This is a genomic window from Bacillus sp. FSL K6-6540 (genome assembly GCF_038007545.1).
Genome location: NZ_JBBOXH010000001.1, coordinates 4,299,413 through 4,321,962, shown reverse-complemented (window position 1 = coordinate 4,321,962; position 22,550 = coordinate 4,299,413). Strand labels below are relative to the sequence as shown.

General features: G+C 50.0%; 20 protein-coding genes and 1 riboswitch. Of the genes, 14 read left to right on the top strand and 6 right to left on the bottom strand.

Going from position 1 to position 22,550, the window contains the following annotated elements:
• The first annotated feature begins 77 nt into the window (after window positions 1-77).
• The 4 genes from MHH82_RS18900 to bshB2 all read left to right on the top strand — a co-directional run bounded on the left by MHH82_RS18900 (window position 78) and on the right by bshB2 (window position 2,674).
• Window positions 78-872, top strand: coding sequence for a helix-turn-helix transcriptional regulator (locus tag MHH82_RS18900; protein ID WP_251496834.1), 795 nt, complete (start codon window positions 78-80; stop codon window positions 870-872).
• A gap of 183 nt (window positions 873-1,055) precedes the next feature.
• Window positions 1,056-1,547 carry a DUF523 domain-containing protein gene (locus MHH82_RS18895; protein WP_036661055.1) on the top strand — a complete coding sequence of 164 codons (492 nt, stop codon included), beginning with the start codon at window positions 1,056-1,058 and terminating at the stop codon, window positions 1,545-1,547.
• Window positions 1,548-1,650: 103 nt separating this feature from the next.
• Complete coding sequence (locus MHH82_RS18890; RefSeq protein ID WP_015735930.1) at window positions 1,651-1,995, top strand: YojF family protein; 345 nt, start codon at window positions 1,651-1,653, stop codon at window positions 1,993-1,995.
• A gap of 22 nt (window positions 1,996-2,017) precedes the next feature.
• Window positions 2,018-2,674, top strand: a complete 657-nt coding sequence (bshB2, locus tag MHH82_RS18885; RefSeq protein WP_009596037.1) for a bacillithiol biosynthesis deacetylase BshB2 — start codon at window positions 2,018-2,020, stop codon at window positions 2,672-2,674.
• A 158-nt stretch (window positions 2,675-2,832) separates the two neighbouring features.
• Here bshB2 and cdaS read toward each other — a convergent pair whose 3' ends face one another.
• A complete protein-coding gene (cdaS, locus tag MHH82_RS18880; protein WP_015735928.1) occupies window positions 2,833-3,450 on the bottom strand; it encodes a sporulation-specific diadenylate cyclase CdaS in 618 nt (205 codons plus the stop codon).
• A 241-nt stretch (window positions 3,451-3,691) separates the two neighbouring features.
• On the opposite strand from cdaS, the gene MHH82_RS18875 reads away from it, so the two are divergent.
• Both MHH82_RS18875 and cysI read left to right on the top strand, forming a co-directional pair.
• Complete coding sequence (locus MHH82_RS18875) at window positions 3,692-5,530, top strand: assimilatory sulfite reductase (NADPH) flavoprotein subunit (RefSeq protein WP_251496831.1); 1,839 nt, start codon at window positions 3,692-3,694, stop codon at window positions 5,528-5,530.
• A 36-nt stretch (window positions 5,531-5,566) separates the two neighbouring features.
• The gene (cysI, locus tag MHH82_RS18870) at window positions 5,567-7,291 is read left to right on the top strand and encodes an assimilatory sulfite reductase (NADPH) hemoprotein subunit (protein WP_015735926.1); all 1,725 of its coding nucleotides are present in this window, start codon (window positions 5,567-5,569) and stop codon (window positions 7,289-7,291) included.
• Window positions 7,292-7,435: 144 nt separating this feature from the next.
• Here the strand turns inward: cysI and MHH82_RS18865 are convergent, their stop codons facing one another.
• Window positions 7,436-8,644, bottom strand: coding sequence for an MFS transporter (locus tag MHH82_RS18865; RefSeq protein WP_083775418.1), 1,209 nt, complete (start codon window positions 8,642-8,644; stop codon window positions 7,436-7,438).
• A gap of 337 nt (window positions 8,645-8,981) precedes the next feature.
• Between MHH82_RS18865 and MHH82_RS18860 the strand changes: the two genes are divergently transcribed.
• Complete coding sequence (locus MHH82_RS18860) at window positions 8,982-9,701, top strand: YebC/PmpR family DNA-binding transcriptional regulator (RefSeq protein WP_009596040.1); 720 nt, start codon at window positions 8,982-8,984, stop codon at window positions 9,699-9,701.
• A 95-nt stretch (window positions 9,702-9,796) separates the two neighbouring features.
• Here the strand turns inward: MHH82_RS18860 and MHH82_RS18855 are convergent, their stop codons facing one another.
• Window positions 9,797-11,017 carry a peptidase gene (locus tag MHH82_RS18855; RefSeq protein ID WP_251496828.1) on the bottom strand — a complete coding sequence of 407 codons (1,221 nt, stop codon included), beginning with the start codon at window positions 11,015-11,017 and terminating at the stop codon, window positions 9,797-9,799.
• 377 nt (window positions 11,018-11,394) lie between these two features.
• Here MHH82_RS18855 and MHH82_RS18850 point away from each other — a divergent pair, with 377 nt between their 5' ends.
• The 5 genes from MHH82_RS18850 (at window position 11,395) to MHH82_RS18830 (ending at window position 17,046) form a co-directional block, all read left to right on the top strand.
• The gene (locus MHH82_RS18850) at window positions 11,395-12,309 is read left to right on the top strand and encodes a LysR family transcriptional regulator (protein WP_340967354.1); all 915 of its coding nucleotides are present in this window, start codon (window positions 11,395-11,397) and stop codon (window positions 12,307-12,309) included.
• A gap of 128 nt (window positions 12,310-12,437) precedes the next feature.
• Window positions 12,438-12,923, top strand: coding sequence for a DinB family protein (locus MHH82_RS18845; protein WP_145037999.1), 486 nt, complete (start codon window positions 12,438-12,440; stop codon window positions 12,921-12,923).
• Window positions 12,924-13,097: 174 nt separating this feature from the next.
• Complete coding sequence (locus MHH82_RS18840; protein ID WP_340967351.1) at window positions 13,098-13,619, top strand: GNAT family N-acetyltransferase; 522 nt, start codon at window positions 13,098-13,100, stop codon at window positions 13,617-13,619.
• 101 nt (window positions 13,620-13,720) lie between these two features.
• The gene (locus MHH82_RS18835) at window positions 13,721-16,267 is read left to right on the top strand and encodes a diguanylate cyclase domain-containing protein (protein ID WP_340967349.1); all 2,547 of its coding nucleotides are present in this window, start codon (window positions 13,721-13,723) and stop codon (window positions 16,265-16,267) included.
• Between the two features lie 146 nt (window positions 16,268-16,413).
• A complete protein-coding gene (locus MHH82_RS18830; RefSeq protein WP_145038005.1) occupies window positions 16,414-17,046 on the top strand; it encodes a YdcF family protein in 633 nt (210 codons plus the stop codon).
• 27 nt (window positions 17,047-17,073) lie between these two features.
• Here the strand turns inward: MHH82_RS18830 and MHH82_RS18825 are convergent, their stop codons facing one another.
• From MHH82_RS18825 to dapA, 3 genes are all read right to left on the bottom strand, one after another.
• Window positions 17,074-17,529, bottom strand: coding sequence for a hypothetical protein (locus MHH82_RS18825; protein WP_036660914.1), 456 nt, complete (start codon window positions 17,527-17,529; stop codon window positions 17,074-17,076).
• 24 nt (window positions 17,530-17,553) lie between these two features.
• Window positions 17,554-18,996: a PAS domain-containing sensor histidine kinase gene (locus MHH82_RS18820; protein ID WP_036660913.1), complete on the bottom strand. Its 1,443-nt coding sequence runs from the start codon at window positions 18,994-18,996 to the stop codon at window positions 17,554-17,556.
• Between the two features lie 265 nt (window positions 18,997-19,261).
• A complete protein-coding gene (gene dapA / locus MHH82_RS18815) occupies window positions 19,262-20,137 on the bottom strand; it encodes a 4-hydroxy-tetrahydrodipicolinate synthase (RefSeq protein ID WP_036660911.1) in 876 nt (291 codons plus the stop codon).
• 111 nt (window positions 20,138-20,248) lie between these two features.
• Between dapA and MHH82_RS18810 the strand changes: the two genes are divergently transcribed.
• Together MHH82_RS18810 and purT are read left to right on the top strand one after the other, a co-directional pair.
• Window positions 20,249-21,124, top strand: coding sequence for a LysR family transcriptional regulator (locus tag MHH82_RS18810; RefSeq protein WP_340967343.1), 876 nt, complete (start codon window positions 20,249-20,251; stop codon window positions 21,122-21,124).
• A 60-nt stretch (window positions 21,125-21,184) separates the two neighbouring features.
• A riboswitch (ZMP/ZTP riboswitch) is annotated at window positions 21,185-21,265 on the top strand.
• Between the two features lie 82 nt (window positions 21,266-21,347).
• A complete protein-coding gene (gene purT / locus MHH82_RS18805; protein WP_340967342.1) occupies window positions 21,348-22,508 on the top strand; it encodes a phosphoribosylglycinamide formyltransferase 2 in 1,161 nt (386 codons plus the stop codon).
• The last annotated feature ends 42 nt before the right edge of the window (window positions 22,509-22,550 follow it).

Here is a 22,550-nt window from a genome sequence, read left to right as displayed (position 1 = left end):
GCGAACAATTGTTCTTCGAGAGAGATGAATTGGAATCCATACATAACATATCCGGTATGAAAGATGGTGCAGACCTGATGACTGATCGATATGCTGAAATCGATGAAGTAATCGCTTATATTCACAAGAATATTTACGAGCCTCTCCCGTTATCAGCGCTTGCGGATTACATAGGGTACAGTCCATATCACTTCTCGCGTATATTCAAGGATCGAATCGGGCTGCCTCCGTTATATTATGTTTCATCGCTTCGCCTGGAGAAGGCAAAGAATTTGCTGTTACATACGCATTTAAGCATACGGGATATCGCCATGGAGATCGGCCAGCAGAGTCTGGGAACGTTTACGACACGCTTCACGGAGAGGGTGGGGGTGACCCCTTCGCAATTCCGGAACTCGAAGGAGGAGGCCGACGAGCATCTGTTAGCCCTGCAGAAGCTGAACAGCTGGCGCGAGTCCATGCCGGTAGATAATCCCGATTTGACGGTTGAAGGCACGATCGAGGCCGCGGCTCCCTTTCAGGGCGTGATTTTGATCGGACTGTTTGCCAAGCCGATCCCCGAAGGGTTTCCCCTATACGGTACTTTGCTTTCATCCGTCGGCTCCTTTCGTTTTACCGACGTCAGACCCGGCACTTATTATTTGATGGCTACTTCGGTACCATGGGGCATGCAGGCGGTCGATTTCCTGCTTCCTCAGTCCACTACGCTGCGTACCCGTTCAAAGGAGCCCGTTATCGTAAAGCCGTACGCCAGGACGCCGCATCTTCATGTTACGCTCCACGTTCCCCGGCTGGACGATCCGCCGATTCTGATTTCCTTGCCGATATTAATGAATCATTTCCTAAAGAGGGTTGCTCCTATGGTGAGATGAGTCATGATGGAGAAGTGGTTTGGTTCGTAAAATGGATACACTTTTGGCATTAAGGGCTTCCGAACACCACGGCAGCTCTTCATTGCATTTCGTTGACATTTGAGTTCAGATTCATGATACTTGAATGAGGGCGAACGGCTTCGATTGTAAGTTTGTATGAACGAAAGATTTGAGGTGGCATCTGTGATTGTTGTAAGCTCTTGTTTAGCCGGTATGAAAGTTCGCTATAATGCGACTGACAGCATGGATACGAATATTCAGCTGCTTGTAGAAGCGAAGAAAGCCGTAACCGTATGTCCCGAACTGCTGGGTGGATTCACCATCCCTCGAGAACCTGCGGAGATCGTTGGAGGGAACGGGGATGATGTACTGGCGGGTAATGCCAGAGTGGTGGAGCTATCGGGCAGAGACGTGACCGAGATGTATATCCAAGGTGCATACCAGGCTCTTCGAATGGCACAAGAGCTTGGAGCCTTGCTGATCGTCCTGAAAGAGGGAAGTCCTTCCTGCGGAAGTGCCATGATTTATAACGGAGAATTTGACAATGTGAAACAGGCCGGTTATGGCGTGACTACGGCTCTTCTGCGTCGGGAAGGCTATACGGTTATATCTGAGCACGAACTAAGCGTTTATGCGGCACAGCCGGAATACGCAACTCTCTTTGCCGAGAGATAATCTTGTTCATCGGTTTTGAGGGTTTTCGTCCTGCTCATTAATTATGATAGAATTATCATATCGACTGCTTATGGCGTAGTGATTCTTTATATTGGAGGGAAATATGGAACTCATAAATCAAACTGAAGTACAGCAAATGATTGATAAATTGAAGGATCAGGATTTATATATTCATCTTGAGATGACGACAGGCGCCTATGCTGCCCATTATGACAGCTCCAAACACCCGGCGGCTAATTTTATAACGAACGCAACCATTCGTTACAGTCATGGTTCCATATCCGGCAACGGACCTTACCGGGTCGGATTGAAGATGGGCCAAGGCTGGGTATATACGGAAGGACTCACCCACTTCGAGCAGACGGACACCGAACGGCTCATCATGGCGGGTCATGACAGTCAGGGGAAACTGGTTGTCGCTTTGCAGCTGAGCCGGGAACCTTTTTAATAGAGAGAGGAGACGAGGATCGATGGAGCAAAACATACTGGTCGTATTGCCGCATCCGGATGACGAGGCTTTTGGTTTGTCCGGAACGCTGGCTAAATATATTATTGAAGGCGCACATGTAACCTACGCGTGTTTAACGCTGGGGGAAATGGGCCGCAATATGGGCATTCCTCCCTTCGCGAATCGCATTACGCTTCCAACGATACGCAAAGCGGAGCTGGAAGAATCCTGCAAAGCCATCGGCATACAGGATCTGAGATTGCTTGGTTTCCATGATAAAACGATTGAGTTCGAGGATCAGGACAAACTGGACGGCGTGATTGCTTCTCTGCTTCAGGAGATCAAGCCATCGCTGGTGTTCACGTTCTACCCTGGATACAGCGTACATCCCGATCATGATGCAACAGGCGCTGCCGTCATTCGAACGATTGGTCGGATGCCTGCCGAAGAAAGACCCGTGGTCCAATGTCTGGCTTTCTCCAACAACTGTGAACAGGAACTGGGTAAACCGGATGTCTACCAAGACGTATCCATGTTTATGGTGCAGAAGCTGAACTCCATTCAAGCTCATCGCTCTCAATTCCAAGCAGCCGAGCTGCTTGGCAAGAAACAGATGAAGGCCAAGGAAGTGGAGCAGCGCTTCGGAACGGAGCGATTCTGGACCTATACCTTTGCATAAAGCTCCACCATCGGTTGGATCCACAAAAAGAGCCGCAGACTCAGCATCTGCGGCTCTTTTTTTCAAGGTTTAGTCTAATGAGATATGCCGGCTTCGGTCAGGAAGGGTTACTCTTCATTTGCTATATTAGGAAGCAGAATGAATCAACAGCCAATGCGCTAGGGGCTGCTGATGGATAAAGGATACATTGTGCCCTCCATGCAGAAGGAGGTTCTTCCGGTCTCTTCCGATACAACGAGGACCAAGGCATCACTGATCTCGGACAGGCCTATGGCTGCACGGTGACGGGTTCCGAGCTTGCGATCCCCATAGGTTTTGGCGGTTAACGGGAGCACGTTCGCAGCCGAAATAATCATATCTTTGCGCACGAGCACAGCTCCATCGTGGAGCGGACTGCCCGGAACGAATATGGATTCAAGCAGGGGGCTCGTGATTTCTGCCGACAAGGGAATGCCGGGCGTTATTAAGGAATCCAGGCCGTCCTCGCGTTGAATAACAATCAACGCACCCAGATTTTTTTGGCTGAGATGGTATACAGATTTCGCGATTTCTTGATATTTGCTGGTGAAGGGGAAGAGAAAACAATTGAGATAATACGTTGATGAAATCGATTCGGCTTCCATGAACTTGGTTCGTATCGAGTCCAGCTCCCCTAGCAGGCAGGAGCCGTCTTGATCCAAATTGACGATAACCTGCTGCAGATGGCCCGTGATATCCGAGAGCTGTTCCTTTAATTTGCGTTTCAGCGGCGTAAAATTGCAGTCTTGATTGTGCATCCGATGTCTTCCTCCTTATCATTGGTATCATTACCATTCGGGGATGGCGATATTCCATAATTCGGCTTGCGTTTATCCAGTAAACGTCGGGAAAACCGATTTATCAGGAAAACTGATAAATGCTATAAGAACATTGTAATTGACCGGTCCCCTAAGCTGTGATAGGTTCAGAGGAGCAATAAAATTAATTGTATCGCAATAGTAGGAATTAATAATGTGCGCTTTTGAGAGGTGGATATTGTTGGAACTTCAAGTAACGAACAGTCCTTTTAATCAGGAACAAGTGGAATTGCTGAATCGCTTACTGCCTACACTGACGGAATCCCAGCGGACGTGGCTGAGCGGCTTTATCGCGGCTTTGCAGGGAACGGCAGCCGCCGCGGCAGTTGCTGCTTCACCGCAAGCGAGTGCGGCGGCGGCCGTATCGGCACCGGTCGTGTCAGCTCCTAAAGAAGTCACCGTCCTATATGGGTCCCAGACGGGCAACGGTCATGGATTATCGAAAAAGTTATCGAAGAAGCTTGAAGAAGTCGGATTGCAGGTCACCATGTCCTCGATGAGCGATTTCAAGCCGAACAACCTGAAAAAATTACAGAATCTCCTCATTATTGTAAGTACGCACGGAGAGGGCGAACCGCCGGATAACGCGATTCCATTCTATGAGTTCCTGCATGGCAAGCGGGCGCCTCAGGTGGAGAATCTTCAATATTCCGTACTGGCGCTGGGGGATACCTCGTATGAATTTTTCTGCCAAACGGGTAAAGATTTCGACAAGCGCCTCGAGGAACTGGGCGGTAAGCGGCTGACGCCAAGAGTAGACTGCGACGTGGATTTTGATGAATCGGCCGCGGAATGGATGAATCAGGTCCTCCTATCGTTGAATGAGGCCGGAGCGGGATCGTCCGCTGTTGAACATGTAAGCGCGGTAGCCCTGACCGACAGTACGGAATCGGAATATTCGAGAAGTAATCCGTTTCAAGCCGAGATCCTCGAAAATTTGAATTTGAACGGAAGAGGGTCTGACCGGGAAACCCGTCATATCGAAATATCGCTTGAAGGATCGAATCTGCAGTATGAGCCTGGCGACAGTTTAGGCATCTATCCGGAAAATCATCCGCAGCTGGTAGATGATCTCATCGCTGGCATGGGATGGAATGCAGACGAAGCGGTCGTTGTGAACAAAAGTGGCGAAGCGCGGAAGCTGCGGGATGCCTTGCTCCGTCATTATGAAATCACGGTTCTCACGAAACCTCTGATTGAACAGGCGGCTAAGCTGTCGGGGAGCGAAGGGCTTCGGAAACTGCTGGAGCCTGGACATGAGCAGGAACTTCGTGCCTATATCGAGGAACGGGATTTGCTGGATCTGGTACAGGATTATGGGCTGCAGCAAGTGGCGGCAAGCGATTTTGTATCCATTCTGCGCAAGATTCCGGCTCGTCTGTACTCGATCGCAAGCAGCTCCAAAGCGTTTCCGGATGAAGTCCATGTTACCGTTCGGACGGTCCGCTATGAAGCACATGGCCGTAACCGCTACGGGGTGTGCTCGGTACAATTGGCAGAACGACTGGAAGCTGGTGATTCATTGCCGGTATACATTCAGCATAACCCGAACTTTAAACTCCCCGAGAATCCGGACACCCCGATTATTATGATTGGACCCGGCACGGGCGTGGCCCCTTTTCGGGCTTTCCTGGGGGAACGGGAAGAGACGGGAGCTGAAGGGAAATCGTGGCTGTTCTACGGCGATCAGCATTTCACGACGGACTTCCTCTACCAGATCGAGTGGCAGCGCTGGTTGAAGGATGGGGTGTTGACTCGCATGGATGTTGCCTTCTCACGGGATACGGACAAGAAAGTGTACGTGCAGCACCGGATGCTGGAGAACAGCAAGGAGCTGTACCAGTGGCTCCAAGAAGGGGCTTGCGTATATGTATGCGGCGATGAGAAGAAGATGGCTCATGACGTGCACTCCGCACTGGGGTCCATTCTTGAACAAGAAGGCGGGATGAGTCCGGAAGAAGCTGCGGAATATCTGACGCTCATGCAGCAACAGAAACGTTATCAGCGGGATGTGTATTGAGGTCATCCCTGTGGTTTTCGAGAGGAGAAAAGGAACATGTCTGATAATAACCTTGTATCACCGAATAGTGCGCCGCATAGCGATGTCGAGGACATCAAGCGTCGAAGCAATTATCTGCGGGGCAGTCTTGTAGAAACATTGGAGGATCGCATTACGGCATCGATTCCCGAAGACGATAACCGATTGATGAAATTCCACGGCAGCTATATGCAGGACGACCGGGACTTGCGAAACGAACGGCACAAGCAAAAGCTGGAGCCCGCTTATCAGTTCATGCTGCGCGTACGCGCCGCGGGCGGCGTCGTGACGCCGGAGCAATGGCTGATGATGGACCGCGTAGCCCAGAAGTATGCAAACGGCACGATTCGATTGACAACGCGTCAATCCTTCCAGCTCCACGGTGTATTGAAGTGGAATATGAAGAGCACCATTAAAGAAGTCAATGAAGCCATGCTTAGCACGTTGGCCGCTTGCGGTGACGTTAACCGTAATGTCATGTGCAATCCGAACCCCGATCAATCCGAAATTCATTCGGAGGTATACGAATGGGCACGCATGCTCAGCAGTCATCTCGATCCGCGTTCGCGTGCGTATCATGAGATTTGGCTTGACGGCGAGAAGATCGTGGACAGCACGCAGAATGGAGAGGAACAGGAGCCGATCTACGGCCCGGTGTACCTGCCGCGGAAATTCAAGATTGGGATGGCCGTGCCGCCTTCCAACGATGTCGATGTTTATTCCCAGGACCTCGGCTTCATAGCGATCGTGGAGGACGGCAAATTAAAAGGCTTTAACGTCTCGGTAGGCGGCGGCATGGGAATGACGCACGGTGATCCGCTCACCTATCCTCAAGTGGGGAAAGTCATCGGATTCTGCAAACCCGAGCAGATCGTGGACTTGGCCGAGAAAACGGTGACGATTCAGCGTGATTACGGAGACCGCGCAGTGCGCAAGCATGCTCGTTTCAAATATACGATTGATGACCGCGGAATCGACTGGTTCGTTAACGAGCTGACCAGCCGTCTGGGATGGAAGCTGGAGGAGGCAAAGCCGTTCCATTTCGATCATAACGGCGATCGTTACGGCTGGGTAAAAGGCAGCAACGGCAAATGGCATTTCACGCTGTTCATCCAGAACGGGCGCGTGAAAGACGATGCCGATTACCTGCTGATGACGGGTCTTCGCGAAATCGCCCAAATCCATAATGGCGATTTTCGATTGACGGCCAATCAGAATCTGATCATTGCCAATATCAGCAGCCACAAAAAGAAGAAGATTGAAGAACTCATCAAGCGTTACGGGCTGACGGACGGCCATCATTATACTGCGCTGCGCAGAAATTCCATGGCATGCGTAGCCTTGCCGACTTGTGGATTGGCCATGGCCGAATCCGAGCGATATTTGCCGACGCTATTGGATAAAATCGATCCGATCCTGGAAGAGAACGGACTGAGCGAAGAGGACATCGTCATTCGAATGACAGGATGCCCGAACGGCTGTGCCAGACCGATGCTGGCCGAAATCGCGTTTATCGGTAAGGCACCGGGCAAATACAATATGTACCTGGGCGGCGGATTCTCCGGACACCGGCTGAACAAGCTTTATAAAGAGAACATCGGGGAGGCTGAGATTCTGGACTCCCTTCGCCAGATCATGAAGCAGTACGCAGAAGAACGCGAGATCGGCGAGCGCTTGGGCGATTATGTCATTCGCGCCGGTTACGTGAAGGAAGTATTGGACGGTCAACAATTTCACGCGTAATTCTACTAAGTTATTAACAAACCGGAGCCCTTCTTAAAGAAGAACTCCGGTTTGTTACGTTCATCGCACCTCATTGTCCGTCTCGCCCCATATTTCAAACCAAAGAGCCGCCTCTCGAAATGGGAGGCGGCTCTTTTTCGCTGCTCATTGCTCCAATACGCCGGCCGTGCTCGTTTTCTTTTTAAATAATGGGATCAGCAACGCCGATCCTGTGAGGAGCAAGAGTGCACTGACCGCATAGACGAAGAACAGGGACAGCTGGTCTTTGAGCAATCCTCCCAGCGACATGCCCAGCACCATCATGCCCATAAAGATCGGGGTAAGCGCGCCGCCCACCCGACCAATATATGGCCCCTCCGCATTGTTTAGGATCAGGGTGTTGATTCCAATGTGGATGGCGGGGTAGAAGAATCCGTTAAGCACCAGCAGCAGCAGCGTAAACATGATGTTTGTTGACCAGCCGATACCGAGGTTTCCGATAGCACTAACGGTCAGTCCGAGAGCCAGTAAGGTTTGAGGGGTTATTTTCTTGGCAAATGCCATGACGAATCCCCCTCCGACCAGCATCGCCGCCCCATTGACGGTTAACAGCCATTGCAAGAATGATTTATCCTGCCCGAGGTTCTCAATCGTCACAAAAATCGCGAGCGGCTGGATAAGTCCCGATGCCAAGCCAGCGGCGGCGAAGGTCGCACCTAGTGTTCGGAGCGTTTGATTACTCCATACATAACGAAGGCCTTCGATAAGTTCTTGCTGGAGATTCTGGTGCTTGGATTGTGTCTCTTCCAGCATATCGCGAGGCAATAAAGTCAGAATCAAGCCAGAACCCAGAAATAGGGCGCCTGTGGCGATCAGCGATATTTCAATGCCGTACTTCTGGTATACAAATGCGCCTGCGATCGGGCCGATGACCGTAAAGAAGGCAACCATGGATTGAAACATGGCCATTACGGATTGCAGCTGTTCAGCGGGCACATGCTGTTTGAACAGCTTCATCGCCGAGGGCTGGGAAAATTGTGACACGGTGGCAGAGAAGAACGTGAGTACCAGCAATGCCTGCCACGACCCGTTATGAACGGCGATCAGCACGAGAAATGCCGATAACGCGGACAAAACATCCGAACGGACCATGGTACGTTTAGGACGCCAGCGGTCAGCGAAAGTACCGCCGATGAAGGCAAACAAGAAAATAGGGGCAAATTCGGCTACGGATATGAGAGATACATACACAGGATTATTGCCTGTCATGTCCGTAACGTATAACAGAATGGCGAAGTTGCGGACCCAAATGCCGAGGTTCAAGAGTACGCGTGAGAACACAACGGTTCGGACATACGGGTTGTTAAGCATCATGAATGATTCTCCTTTCGTGACCTGCATTGTGGAGGCTGGACATCGTAAAAAAAAGCGAATGCGCATTTCGTTGATTAATACATAGACATAATAATATTTTGTCTATAAATAATCAACATATATTTTGTGTTGTCTATAAATCGATCGCCAAAAAGGCACTTCCCGCATCGGTTCATGCGCTTGAAGTGCCTTCGAACCTGATGATTATTACGGGTATGTGTCTATTTTCCGGATCTACGCTCTTAACCTTGTTCAAGGGACTTAATAGAGATATAATGGACAGGGGTATTTATTGAATACCGGCTTCAGATTCAATGATGAAAGAGAGTCGAAACGTATGGGCCGTAAATGGAATAATATTAAGGAAAAGAAAGCATCCAAGGATGCTAATACAAGTCGCGTATACGCGAAATTCGGTGTGGAAATTTATGTTGCCGCCAAAAAAGGCGAGCCGGATCCTGAATCCAACCGTGCGCTGAAGGTTGTACTAGAGCGTGCCAAAACATACAATGTGCCGAAAGCGATCATTGACCGCGCCCTGGATAAAGCCAAGGGCAGCGGGGACGAGAACTATGAAGAGCTTCGTTATGAAGGCTTCGGTCCGAACGGATCGATGATCATCGTCGATGCATTGACAAACAACGTCAATCGGACGGCGCCTGCCGTGCGCTCTGCCTTTAACAAGAACGGGGGCAATATGGGCGTCAGCGGTTCGGTGTCCTATATGTTTGATCCAACGGCCGTCATCGGAGTGGAAGGAAAGACGGCAGAGGAAGTCATGGATCTGCTGCTGGAAGCCGACCTGGATGTCCGCGACATCTTGGAAGAGGAAGAAGCTGTGATCGTTTACGCTGAACCGGATCAGTTCCATGCGGTTCAGGAAGCATTCAAAGCTGCTGGCATAACGGACTTTACCGTTGCCGAGCTGACGATGCTGGCACAGAATTTTGTGTCCCTGCCGGAAGAAGGACAGGCACAGTTCGAGAAGCTGATCGATGCACTGGAAGACCTTGAGGATGTTCAGCAAGTCTATCACAACGTGGAGTTTGAGGAATAGTTGATACGGATCGATATCCTAATAAAAACCATCGTACTCAGGAGTCCTGCGTACGATGGTTTTTTGCTGCATAGCATATTATTTTGGATCAACCCTTATTGGCCGGATTGAACAATGATGACTTCGGCCGAGGTGATGGCTGGAATGGACTTGGTCATGATAGGCGAGTGGTAGGCTACGACCTTCGTACCCGGTTTCAGTTCCGATTCCGTGCTGAGCCCCGCAATCACTTGCGTGTCTTCGGTAACGTTAAGAATGACGTCATTCTCCGTTGATTGGTCGGAGCCTACATTGATATACAGCTGGTCTTTGGTCGTGCGGTCGGATGCTGCAACGGTGCCTTCGATTTTGGGAGCGGTCGTTTCCGAAACCACGATCTTATCAGCGTGAGTCCGGGCAGGATAAATCAGGGTCATCACTTGGCTGTAATAGGCCTCGATGCGGAGATCCGCTTTCAAAGCTTCAGCCGTCAGCGGTTTACCCTTCGCATCGACGATCTCCGTATTTTCGTCTACGGTAAGGATGACGTAATTGACGCCGCCCGACTCCAGTGCCTGACCCATGACGGTGATTTTGTTATCTGCCTTGTCCGTAATGATTCCGTTCGTGCCGGCAGCTTCTTCTTGTACAGGCTCTTCTGCTTGGGCTTGAACCCGAATGTAGTTGGTTGACGATTGAGGCGGCATGCTTAACGCCACATAAGGTCCGTAGAAAGCGCGAATGCTCATGCCGGCTTCCAGGCCACCCGCATTGAGCGTGCTGCCGTCTGCATTGATGATTGTCGCTTTTGGATCCAGATGAAGCAGGATAGTCTCTTCACTGTCGTTGTACAGATTGGTACCCTCCACCAGAATGCCTTGCTTGGTTACCTCAGCGATGGTTCCATCAATACCCGCAAAGTCTTTATCCTGAACGATGATCGTAAGCGCTGAGCCTTGAGCAGGCAGACTCTTGGTGATGTTCGGGCCATAGAAGGCTTTAATTGCTTTGTTCTTGTCCACAATCGTTTGGAGTTGGACTTTGTTTCCTTTGGCATCGATGATTTTAGTGTCCTTCGAAATGGAGAGCTTGATTTCTTGTTGATCGGTGGCACCGAGACCGCGGCCGGTGACCGTAATCCATTTGCCCGTTTCATCGTTTACGTATTCCGTTATGTAACCCATGGTTCCAGGAACGCTTTTCTTTGCCTGGTTCACGATGCTGCCTTGCCCCGAATGGACTGAAGCAGGAGGGGCGTCCTGTGCATTAGCGGCTGCCGGCAGTGCTGCCATCGCCAGAATTGTAGCGGTTGTTAGTACTTTGTAGATTTTGTTCATGATAGGTATCCTCCAAGTGTAGATTATCCTAAAGGCTAGGATACAGCCAAGCCATGCGCGAATTGGTAAAATGTACTTGCTGCACCTCTATAGACGGGAGATCTGTAGAAATGTTGCAGCACGGGCGGAAAAACATGCTGAACGATTCCGTTATTTAACTAGAGGACGGGGGCAGTCGCATGAAACGTATGAACTTGGAGCCCGTGACAGATTTGTGCAAGCTGACGAACGAAAGTTTCGGCTTGCCTATGGTTATTGTAATCCGCATGATAGAATGAAATACTCGCTGACACCAGTCGGGATGTCGTTAACCGATCAAACCTTATCGGAAACCTTCTTTATCACAGTGAATCGTTCAAGAATCGAGGGATGGATCTATGAATCTTCATGCACTCCGCATATTTAATGATGTGTCCAAAACGGGAAGCATTACGAAATCGGCCGGCAATCTAATGTTAAGCCAACCGGCCGTTACCGCCCAAATCCGCAATCTGGAGCGGGAACTCGGCTTGAAATTGATTGAGGCGAATGGGCGCAATATTCAATTGACAGAAGCCGGTGAAGCGTTGGCCGCGCACTCCCAGCGGTTATTTTCGATGGAAGCCGAGATGGAAGACATGATGCAAGCCATTAAATCTGGCCGGGAGGGAAGTTTGCGGATATGTGCGACGGAGCTGCCGGAGACCGCCTTGCTTCCCGGATGGCTGGTTGGATATAAACAACAGAATCCGCGCATGGATGTGGAGCTGCTGAAAGGGAATTCCAACACAGCGCTGCAGCGATTACGGGATCATTCGGTACATATCTCGATCGTTTGCGGCAGTTGGTCCATTGAAGACGAGGTCATTGAGTCCTTTATGATTATGGAGGACGAATTGATTTTTGCCGTACCCGCAATTCATCGCCTAGCCGGCAGAGAAGTTACTCGATTCGAGCTTATGGAGGAGCCTTTTGTGCTGAGGGAGGAAGGGAGTTACACACGAAAACAGTTAATGTCTCTGATTGAGGCCTCAGGCATCCGGGGACTTCGTTCCTCCATCACGATCGAGGGGTTGAACGAAACCATTGAGGCGGTTAAAGCGGGTTACGGGGCTGCCCTGGTCCCGGCTCTATCCATCAAGACAGAGCTGGCTTCCGGCGAACTTAGCAAGGTAAAGGTAACAGGCGTAACGATCCCGCATCCCATACGGGTGTGTACCAAAAAGCTAGAAGCGATACCCGCACACATCCGTTCTTTTATTTCCTATATCCAGGCGGATATCCGCGAAAGACACTACGATATCCATGGATGATGAACGGCTCGCGCCTGATTCATCCATTTTTTTTATGAAACGAAGCGTAATCGGTATTATTCCTTTTTTATTATATAGGGTACACTCGGTTAAGCGGATGCTAGATCAGATGAGAAGGAGCGAGGTACATGCGACCATACCTTTTTGAACATTTGGAATTTGTACGTGCACAAACCTTGAATCTTGTAAGGGATATCCCGGATGATATGGCGGAATGGATTCCGAGCGGAATGAACAACCACGTGAAGTGGAATGCAGGACATATCTATTTGACGCTGGAACGGTTTACGTTCGGCGTGAATGGCGAGACCATGCACCTCCCCGAGCATTATACCGAGCTGTTCCAGACGGGCTCCAAACCAAGGGAGATCAACGCTTCATGGCCTTCCATGAGCGAACTTATCGAACGGCTTGAAGGTCAAGTCCAGTGGATCGAACAGAGGTACACAACACATCTGCAAGATACCGTCTTGTCTCCCTACACGACATCCAAAGGTTTAAAGTTATCCAAGATAGAAGAATTCTTAAGCTTCTGCTTATATCATGAAGGCATGCATTTTGATAAAATCAAATCGATATCAAGACAAAATATCCAGCAATTTGACAATTTATGAAGGGGTTTCATACATAAAGTCGAATAAAGTATAAACAGCCTGCAGCATGAAAGAAGGTGACCCGGCGTTATCAGGAAAGACAAAGAAAAGGATCAACGGCGAATCGCATTTGTCCCTGTATTGAAGTGTGAGCAAAGAGGACACGGAAATATAACTTGAAGAGGAGTCGGGCAAATGCATATCGTTACCGAAAGATTAGTGATTCGCGAATTTGAACCAGGAGATTGGCAGGATGTTCTTCAATATACATCCGATCCCTTGGTGATGTTTTACATGCCGGAGCCGGTGCATACGGAAGAGACGGTGAAGGAATTTCTGGAGCAGAACAAGGGCGGGCAAGCGCACCATTATGCCGTGACGCTGCAGAAGGAACAACGCGTGATCGGACACATGGTGTTTCATCCCTGCTTTGGCGAACATACTTACGAGATCGGCTGGGTCTTTCATTCAGCCTACCACGGTGTGGGGTATGCTACGGAAGCCGCCGGAGCCTTGCTTCAGTATGGCTTTGAAGCATTGGGAATACACCGGATCATCGCGACATGCCAGCCAGAGAACACGCCTTCGTATAAGGTGATGGAGAAGCTTGGCATGAGGAGAGAAGGCTTCTTTAGGCAGTGTATCCCTCGAGGCGAAGTTTGGTGGGATGAGTATTACTATGCTATGCTAGAGTCTGAATGGCGTACAATTTCATAGACCTGTTGTTATAATATGCTGTGCCCAATGTATCTCTTTATAACAATGAGATGCATTGGGCATTTGGTTTTAAATCTGTGAATAAGGGAAGTTGATAAGCAATGACTGAACAGGATGCACTTAATCGAAAGTTACTGACGGAGGGCGATTATGTAACGGATGAACCGATCGACCTGACCAATTGCGAAAAAGAACCTATTCACATTCCAGGATACATTCAGCCCCATGGCGCACTGCTTGCCATTAATCCTATCGACGATTTCAGGATCGCGCAGTGCAGCCGAAATACGGAGCAGCTGCTCGGGATCAGCGCCGAGTCCCTTTTGGGACAGAGCCTTGAGGAGTTTATCGGAAAAACGCAATTTGAGCTTATGATTCGCCGAGACCTTCAAGCAATAGCGACACCGGACTTACAATATATCAATCTTACGATTTCGGTTGCCAATGAGCCGATTGAGTTTATCGGAATTCTTCACGAAAGCGAAGGGCTGATTCTGCTGGAACTGGAGCCGGTTTCAGAAGATACCGTGCCCTTTACGGATGATTTTGAATGGATACAAACGTTTTTCAGTCGGATGAAAAGAACCGAGAATCGGGTTGAAGCAAGTCAAGTGGCTTGCGAGCTCGTGAAGGACATTCTGGGTTATGACCGTGTGATGCTGTATGAATTCGATGATCAATGGAACGGTAAAGTGATTGCCGAAGCCAAAGAGCAAGGGCTGGAATCCTTCCTGGGCCATCATTATCCGGCATCGGATATTCCTCGGCAAGCCCGTGAACTGTATTTGAGAAATTGGCTGCGTACGATTGTTGACGTGGGTTATACGCCGGTCGAGATTATCCCCACCGTGCAGCCTTTGACCGGAAAGCCGCTGAACCTCAGTTTATCCGTTCTTCGCAGCGTGTCGCCGCTTCATATTGAGTACCTTCATAATATGGGGGTCGGCGCGACAACCACGATCTCCCTTATCCATGACAACCAGTTATGGGGATTAATCACCTGCCATCACTACAGCCGAAAATACGTATCTCACCGCACCCGCAACTTGTGCAATTTTCTGGGATCCTTTTTCTCCAACGAACTGTATCAACGCCAGCAGCTCGACGATTACCAAACCGAGCTCAGGCTTCGAATTTTATCCGCCCGTTTTACCGAAATTTTCATCGGCAACACCGATGTCTATCAGGTGCTTGAGCAGCTTGAGACCGAAGAGCAGGGCCTGCTGGATTTAATGAGCGCTACCGGTGCCGCCGTCTATTACCAGGATAATTTAATGCTGTACGGCACGTCGCCGACCTCGAAGCAAGTCATGGAGCTAGCCGGCTGGTTATCCGCCCAAGCAGAGGATTATACGTACCACAGCTCGAAACTCAGCGCAGAGTATGAGCCTGCCAAAGCATTCAAGGATGTGGCTTCCGGCGTATTGTATCTCGCCCTGTCGCCAGGTCAACAAAACTATGTCATGTGGTTCAGGCCGGAGGTTGTTGAAATCGTGGATTGGGCTGGCGATCCGGCCAAAGCCGTTATACAAGAAGAGGATAGAATGCGCTTATCCCCTCGAAAATCGTTCGAAAAATGGAGGCAGGTGGTGGAGGGCACTTCATACTCATGGAAGTCTCAGGAATTAAGCGTACTCCCCCAATTGAAATCGATTGTCCGCAAGCAAACCGATGTTCAATTAAGACAAGCCAAAGAACAGGCCATTCAGAATGCACGCATATTCAGGGAGAACGAGGAGCGGTATTTGCAGCTTATGGGCCACTCCCCCGTAGCCTTCTTGTCACTGACAACGGCGGGAACCATCGTGTATTGCAATTCGCGGGCCGAGACGCTGTTTGGCGCAACGAGGCCCGAGGAACTGCTCCAGCTTGAAATATACACCTTAGCTAGCGATAGTTCCCGCCTGGGTCTAAAAGAGCAAATCAAACGGATGGATCAGAATCAAGCCCAGCTCGTTTCCGGCAGCGGCTGGTTCGAAACGCTGGATGGAAAGGGAATCGAACTTGAATATATGCTGGCAGCCATCCATCAGGGACGCAAATCATCCATTATGGTCATTTTGAGAGAGGGCACACCGGATGGAGGCCCCGATCGCGTATATTCCGATGTATTGAACCAGCTTCAGAGCTACGTGACAACTGATCCGTTGACCGAACTGCCCAATCCGGCAACATTCGAAAAAGAACTGGCGACGGATTGGAAGGAATGCATTCAGAATCAGGTTTCTCTGGCCTTGTTGATGGTCGATATCGATGATTTCCGGGTGTATAACACGCTTCATGGTTTATACGGCGGGGATTTATGTTTGCAATGGATTGCCGACGCACTGAAAATCATAGGTGAATACTATGGAGCGGCCGTTTCGCGTTACGGCGGCGGAACCTTTATATTGAAGATCAAAGATACCGATCCCGACCGAACCTATGAATTGGCTGAGAAGATACGTCAAGGCGTCCTGGCGCTCAGCATCCCCAAAGACCGCACGGAGGAAGACGGGTTTATGACGGTAAGCGTAGGAGCGGCTTGCCTAACGCCTACCTCCATGCTGAGTCTTTCCCATTTGACTGACGAAACGGAGAAAGCCATGCATATTGCCAAGAGCAAGGGGAAGAACAGAGTCACGCTATATGGTTATGAAACGGATTGATGTCCGTTGGAACCAAGAGGAAGTTGGATAATCAAAAGCCTGCAGCTCCATTATGGAGCTGCAGGCTTCTTTGCTGTATTATATCCCTGTACATATGATGCTAAAATGAAGGCTGGAGTTGAACGAGTGGAAGTTGGAGGTGTTGCATGACCCGATTGATGCAGCCGCGGAAAGCAAGAAGTAGAAGAAAGCGCGTCTTGTTGAGAGTTTTGCTGGGACTGATAGCCATCATGCTGGTTTATTCGATTAATGTGGGATACACGATTTGGAAATATGCAGGGCGAACGGTGAATATTCCCTCCGATGCAGCGATCGTGCTGGGTGCCGCAGTATGGGAGGGGAAACCTTCGCCTGTGTTTCAGGGGCGCATCGATCATGCGTTATGGCTGTATGATCAACAATACGTAGATAAGCTCATTTTTACAGGAGGACGCGGATCGGGAGATGAAGTGGCCGAATCGGAAGCTGCCAAACAATATGCCATCGAACACGGCGTTCCGGAGAGGGACATCTTGGTAGAGACGACTTCGGCGATCACCGAGCAAAACCTGTATTATGCCGACAAGATAGGCGATGCGGCAGGGCTGTCCTCGTATCTCATCGTGAGCGATCCGCTGCACATGAAGCGGGCGATGGTGATGGCTGAAGATATGGGACTCGAAGCCAATCCTTCACCCGCGTCACGGAGCGCTTACCAAAGCGTAAGAAGCAAGCTCCCCTTTTTATGCAGAGAAGTCTTTTATTATATCGGTTATCATCTGACTAAACCCTTTCGATAAAAGATCCGATAATGCGCAGTTTGCGTGTTAGTCCAGACTTCCGAGATCGTTGGCAAGCATCTGATGGCTTTCCTTATCCGTTACCCTGTCGAGATAACTTGCCGCTTTTTGCTTGGATGCCAATGCATGCTCCTTGTTCCTCAGAACCAGATAGGCTCTGGCTTCCGCTTCGTATCCGTAACCGATGTAGAAGGGTTCGAGGTTAGCCGATGACCCGATCGTGATGCAGCGCTTGGCATAATGCAGTGCTTGATCGCCCTGACCCGTTACCGCGTATACTCGGGAGAGCTGCCAATACCCGATAGACAGGTTGCGCTCTGTATGATCCGCCACCCGGCTCCAATGCCAAAAGGAAGCATGACACATGTGAATCATGTTCTCATCGTCTTCCGTCGTCCGCTGCTTCTTCTCCAAGATATCCCAGACCTGATTGAAGCAGTTTATTGCAAATTGTTTATGTAAGTTTGAATCTTGAATGTCCATGCCTATGTCCTCCGATTGTACGCATTATAATGCAGGTAAATGGATCGTAAAGGTTGTCCCATGATCAGGAGTGCTCTCCACGTTCATCGTACCGCCGTGATTATGAATAATATTCTTGGTAATCATGAGACCGAGTCCCGTGCCGGTGTCTTTCGTTGTAAAAAAGGGCTGTCCCAGTGATTGGATCTGATCCTGCGTCATCCCAACTCCTTCATCCTGCACGATAATTTGCACCTCGGGACCGCTGTGCACAATGTCCAAGGTGATGCTTCCCCCGTCATTCATCGCCTCCATCGCGTTTTTCAGCAGATTGATGAACACTTGCTTGAGCTGGTTGACTTCGCCCTGTACATAGATCGGAACCAGTGGATAATGGGGAATGATCTCTATATTCTTGAGAGCGGCTTGCACCTTCATCAGCGTAATGATCTGATCCAGTATGGCCGACACGTCGATGGGTCCGCTCACGTGGGCACCCTGCGGTTTGGAGAGCACCAAGAGCTCATTGACGATGAGCTCGATGCGTTTGAGCTCCGATTCGATGATTTCAAAATAAAGCTCGTTGCTGCGTTCCGCGGATCGCAATAACTTCACGAATCCATTAATCGATGTCAATGGATTTCGAATTTCATGAGCGATGCCGGCGGCCAATTGGCCGGCGGTCGTCAGCTTCTCCGATTGCATCACGCGATCCTCTTCCATCCGCTGCTCCGTAATGTCCTTGAAGATGCCGACGGCCGCTTTCTCGCCTTCATATTGTATGATTAACGTGAACCCCGTGACCATCTTTTCCTGCCCGTCCAGGCAGCGTATCAGATAATCGACGCTTCCGATTTCTCCGCTCTCGGCATACGTTGCCCTGCGTTTCATCAATGTGTGATGATACGATGCGTCGACGATCACGTCGGTTGAAATGCCCAGCACGTCACGGAGGTGCATCGCATTGACGAGCCGGAGCGCGGCAGAATTAACATAATGCACAATGCCTTTTTTAGTTATGAGTACGGAGAGAGGGAGCTCTTCCAGCAGCTGCAGAAACGAATTTTCCTTCTCGTTCAGCTTCTGTTCCTTCTGCTCCAGCTGTTTCATGAGCTGTCTCAGCAGCGTTCGATCCTCGAATTGTACCAAGTATCCCTTGGGCCCCCGCTCCGGATCGTGATCAACGCTGCAGCGTGCACTAAGGTATAACTCGCGATCAGACGGATGACGGTAAGCATATTCAACCGGGGGGATGGATGGCTGATGACCCTGGGCAGCCCTAGCGTTCTGAATCACTCGATTCAATAACTCGCGGAGGCTGTTTTCTTCTTGCGGCGCCCCGGCAGTTAACTCCTGCGGCGAGCAACCCAACAGATCACATAGTGCCGAATTGACCTTAAGAATCGTTCCATCTAGCGATACCAAAGCCATACCGATTACAGATTGTTCAAAGGCAAAATCATGATTAGGGGTGGAATAGGGCAGCACTGCAAGTCTCCTTTCAAATTTCTGGGAGGAATTGAATGTACCCATATTATAAGTGGGGCGATTTCATTCATCAATCCTTTAAAGCGATAGATCTAAGCAGGATATCTTTTTTTGCGTAAAATGTCAGTATCATCCATCCCATTATCTACTGATTGAAAGCATGTGCGCCCTATAGCTTCGAATCATCCATTCAAGCATGGCAAGGAAGCGAATGCGTCCCGCCACTCTTGAGGAGAAACCTGTTACGTCCATGATTTAAAGTTTCTCAGCCTTTGAATGCTTGATCCAAAGATAGCTTGAGCTCATCCGTAATGGGGCCCATCGGCAGGCGCAGGGTGTCGGATGAGATAAGGCCTTGCTTGGCAAGAAGCCATTTTAGCGGAGCTGGATTGGATTCTGCGAACAACTGATGAATAACGGGAAGCAGCACTTCAAACTCCTTTTCGGAACGAGAATAATCCCCTTGGGCAGCTAATTGATACACACGAATAAAAGCCTCGGTATTCACATTGGCCGACGCCAAAATGCCCCCGGATGCACCATGACGCAGCATCTCATGAAAGCGGACATCGTCCCCGCATAGAACAGGCTTCGTATCGTATGGAGACAAGCTTCTCATAAGCTCCGTACTCGCAGTGCTGTCCTTCATTCCGATGACACCGGGGATCTCCATGATTCTTCGAATGGCATCGACCGGTAAGGAAATTCCAGTGCGCGAAGGAACTTCGTACAAAATAACCGGTATCCCCACCTCCGCGACTTTGCAGAAATGTTGTATAATGCCCTCAATCGAAGGGCGGCTGTAATACGGCGTGACCACCAATACCGCGTCTGCCCCGATATGTCCTGCCCATTCCGTCCGCTTCATGCTGGAGAACGTATCGTTGGTACCCGTACCAATAATGACCGGCAATTGCCGCCCGTCCAGACCTTTTCGCGTTTCCTCCACCACTTGAACGACCTCTTCCCAAGTTACCGTCGGCGCCTCTCCGGTCGTACCGTTGATGATCAATCCTTGAATGTCATGGGATAACAAATTCTCCAAATAACGATGATAAGACGGAACATCCAATGCGTATTCATGTGAAAAGGGAGTGACCACCGGAACATAAATACCTCTCAAATCTTGCGGACTCAACATGATCTTTCCTCCATTTCATGAATTGTGGCTTTACTTTACCATGGGAATCGGGATCGGTGTTATCTATAATAATAGATAGTTATTATCAATATTATTGATGAGGAGAGAGCGATGGAACTGATCTATCTGCAAACCTTCAGGGAGGTTGCTGTTCGAAAGAGCTTTACTAAAGCTGCTGACGAATTGGGTTATGCACAATCCAGCGTTACCACCCAGATTCAGAAGCTGGAGAAGGAATACGGCGTCAAGCTGTTTGAACGGTATGGCAGAGGCCTGCGCCTGACGAAGTCAGGGGAGGAGCTGTTCAAGTATGCTGTCCAAATGCTGGATCTGTTCCAGCAGTCTAAGGAAAAGCTGACGAAACAAGGCGGGGGCATCTTATCGATTGGAACGATCGATTCGCTTGCCGCATATTTTCTTCCATCCGTCCTTCATCGGCTAAGACAGGAGCATGAAGATCTTGCCATCCGCTTGCAAACGGATCGTGAAGATAGCATCGTCAGTAAGGTAAGAGAGGGCGAGTACGATCTCGGGCTTATTCTGGAGAACAAACCGGAAGACACTTCATTGAATTGGATCCCGATCCGGGAAGAGCCCCTCCATCTGATTGCCCATCCGGATCATCCGCTTCTCAGGTTGCCCGTCATCGAGCTGGAGCATCTGGCTGATTACGAATGGATTATGACCGAGGATACTTGCAATTACCGGATCATGTTGGAAAAAGTGCTGCGCGCCAGCGGAGCTCCCGTCCGTATTGGTTTGGAATTGGGCAACCCCGAGGCAATCAAAAGATATATCATGTCCGGCACCGGCATCTCACTATTGCCGAGAATGGTAGCAGAGGAGGAAATCAAGAGGGGAGAGCTGGCGATTCTTCCCTTTCAACACCCAGACATTCGACTGGACATCCAGATTGTCGTTCATCCTAAGAAATGGCTGTCACACTCGCTTCAGGATATGATCGAAATGTTGAAGTCTAAATCCTAAGGACGCAGGCTGATATTGCATTTAACGAAAAGATTCAGTATCATTTATGTAACAATGTATAGGTTTATGTGTGACTGGCGTAGCATGGGGAACCATGAGGGAGCACATGAATGACAACGGCCGTACGCCTGGGCAGAGGTAAGGGAGTTTATTTCCCTTACCTCTTTATTATTTTCTTGGGCTTCTATCGTCTCTGAAACTATGAAAAGGGGATAAAACAACGATGTTCAAAACGAAAAAAATATTGCTGCTGGGATCCGGAGAACTAGGGAAAGAAGTCGTAATTGAAGCACAACGATTGGGTGTCCAAACCGTAGCCGTCGATCGTTATGCCGATGCTCCTGCCATGCACGTTGCCGATCACAGCCATGTGATCGATATGCTGGACGGAGAGAAGCTGCGCGCTATTATTGAGTTGGAAAAGCCGGACCTGATCGTTCCGGAGATTGAAGCGCTGGCTACTGCGGAGCTGGTGAAGCTGGAGGATGAGGGGTTTCGGGTGATTCCTACCGCCAGAGCCGCAAAGCTTACGATGGACCGTGAGGGGATCCGCCGGTTGGCATCAGAGGAGTTGGGACTGCCGACTGCGGACTATCGATTTGCCGATACCTATGAGGAATTCAAGCAGTCTGTCCTGGACATGGGTTTTCCGTGCGTGATCAAACCGCTGATGAGCTCCTCCGGCAAAGGTCAAAGCGTGTGCCGTTCGGAAGGGGATATCGAGTCCTGCTGGAACATCGCCATGGAAGGCGGCCGCGTGCAGAACGGAAGGGTGATCATTGAGGAATTCATTTCATTCCAGTCGGAAATCACGCTTCTGACCGTCCGCTCCGTCAATGGAACAAGCTTCTGTGCGCCGATCGGGCATATTCAGGAAAGCGGAGATTATATCGAATCGTGGCAGCCGCACGATATGTCTGAAGCGCAAATCGAGGAAGCTAAATATATTGCGCGGAAGATTACCGACGAGCTTGGCGGATACGGCTTGTTCGGCGTTGAATTATTTTTGGCCCAGGATAAGGTGTACTTCAGCGAGGTATCCCCGCGTCCGCATGATACTGGGCTGGTTACGCTGGTCACGCAAAATCTATCCGAATTTGCGCTTCATGTCCGTGCCATTCTCGGGTTTCCGATACCAGAGATCGAATTGATCACGCCGGGAGCCAGCCGCCCCCTGAAAGCCGGCCGAGAGCTGGAAGACTATACGATTACAGGCGCCGATCAAGCGCTGGCCGTTCCGAATACGCAGCTTCGCATGTTCGGCAAACCGGTAACCAAGGTCGGAAGACGAGTAGCAGTCGCGCTGTCAACCGCCGGCGATGTCGAAGAAGCGCGGTCACGTGCGAAGCTGGCCTTGGATAAGCTTGCCGTCGAAGAGGCATAAACATCGGAATTCCATAGGGATATCACATGTCATCATGTTGAA

Coding starts and splice junctions, on each gene's coding strand:
- MHH82_RS18900 (WP_251496834.1), top strand. CDS start 78: ATGACTGATCGATATGCTGAAATCGATGAAGTAATCGCTTATATTCAC.
- MHH82_RS18890 (WP_015735930.1), top strand. CDS start 1,651: ATGGAACTCATAAATCAAACTGAAGTACAGCAAATGATTGATAAATTG.
- bshB2 (WP_009596037.1), top strand. CDS start 2,018: ATGGAGCAAAACATACTGGTCGTATTGCCGCATCCGGATGACGAGGCT.
- cdaS (WP_015735928.1), bottom strand. CDS start 3,450: ATGCACAATCAAGACTGCAATTTTACGCCGCTGAAACGCAAATTAAAG.
- cysI (WP_015735926.1), top strand. CDS start 5,567: ATGTCTGATAATAACCTTGTATCACCGAATAGTGCGCCGCATAGCGAT.
- MHH82_RS18865 (WP_083775418.1), bottom strand. CDS start 8,644: ATGATGCTTAACAACCCGTATGTCCGAACCGTTGTGTTCTCACGCGTA.
- MHH82_RS18860 (WP_009596040.1), top strand. CDS start 8,982: ATGGGCCGTAAATGGAATAATATTAAGGAAAAGAAAGCATCCAAGGAT.
- MHH82_RS18855 (WP_251496828.1), bottom strand. CDS start 11,017: ATGAACAAAATCTACAAAGTACTAACAACCGCTACAATTCTGGCGATG.
- MHH82_RS18850 (WP_340967354.1), top strand. CDS start 11,395: ATGAATCTTCATGCACTCCGCATATTTAATGATGTGTCCAAAACGGGA.
- MHH82_RS18845 (WP_145037999.1), top strand. CDS start 12,438: ATGCGACCATACCTTTTTGAACATTTGGAATTTGTACGTGCACAAACC.
- MHH82_RS18840 (WP_340967351.1), top strand. CDS start 13,098: ATGCATATCGTTACCGAAAGATTAGTGATTCGCGAATTTGAACCAGGA.
- MHH82_RS18835 (WP_340967349.1), top strand. CDS start 13,721: ATGACTGAACAGGATGCACTTAATCGAAAGTTACTGACGGAGGGCGAT.
- MHH82_RS18830 (WP_145038005.1), top strand. CDS start 16,414: ATGACCCGATTGATGCAGCCGCGGAAAGCAAGAAGTAGAAGAAAGCGC.
- MHH82_RS18825 (WP_036660914.1), bottom strand. CDS start 17,529: ATGGACATTCAAGATTCAAACTTACATAAACAATTTGCAATAAACTGC.
- dapA (WP_036660911.1), bottom strand. CDS start 20,137: ATGTTGAGTCCGCAAGATTTGAGAGGTATTTATGTTCCGGTGGTCACT.
- MHH82_RS18810 (WP_340967343.1), top strand. CDS start 20,249: ATGGAACTGATCTATCTGCAAACCTTCAGGGAGGTTGCTGTTCGAAAG.
- purT (WP_340967342.1), top strand. CDS start 21,348: ATGTTCAAAACGAAAAAAATATTGCTGCTGGGATCCGGAGAACTAGGG.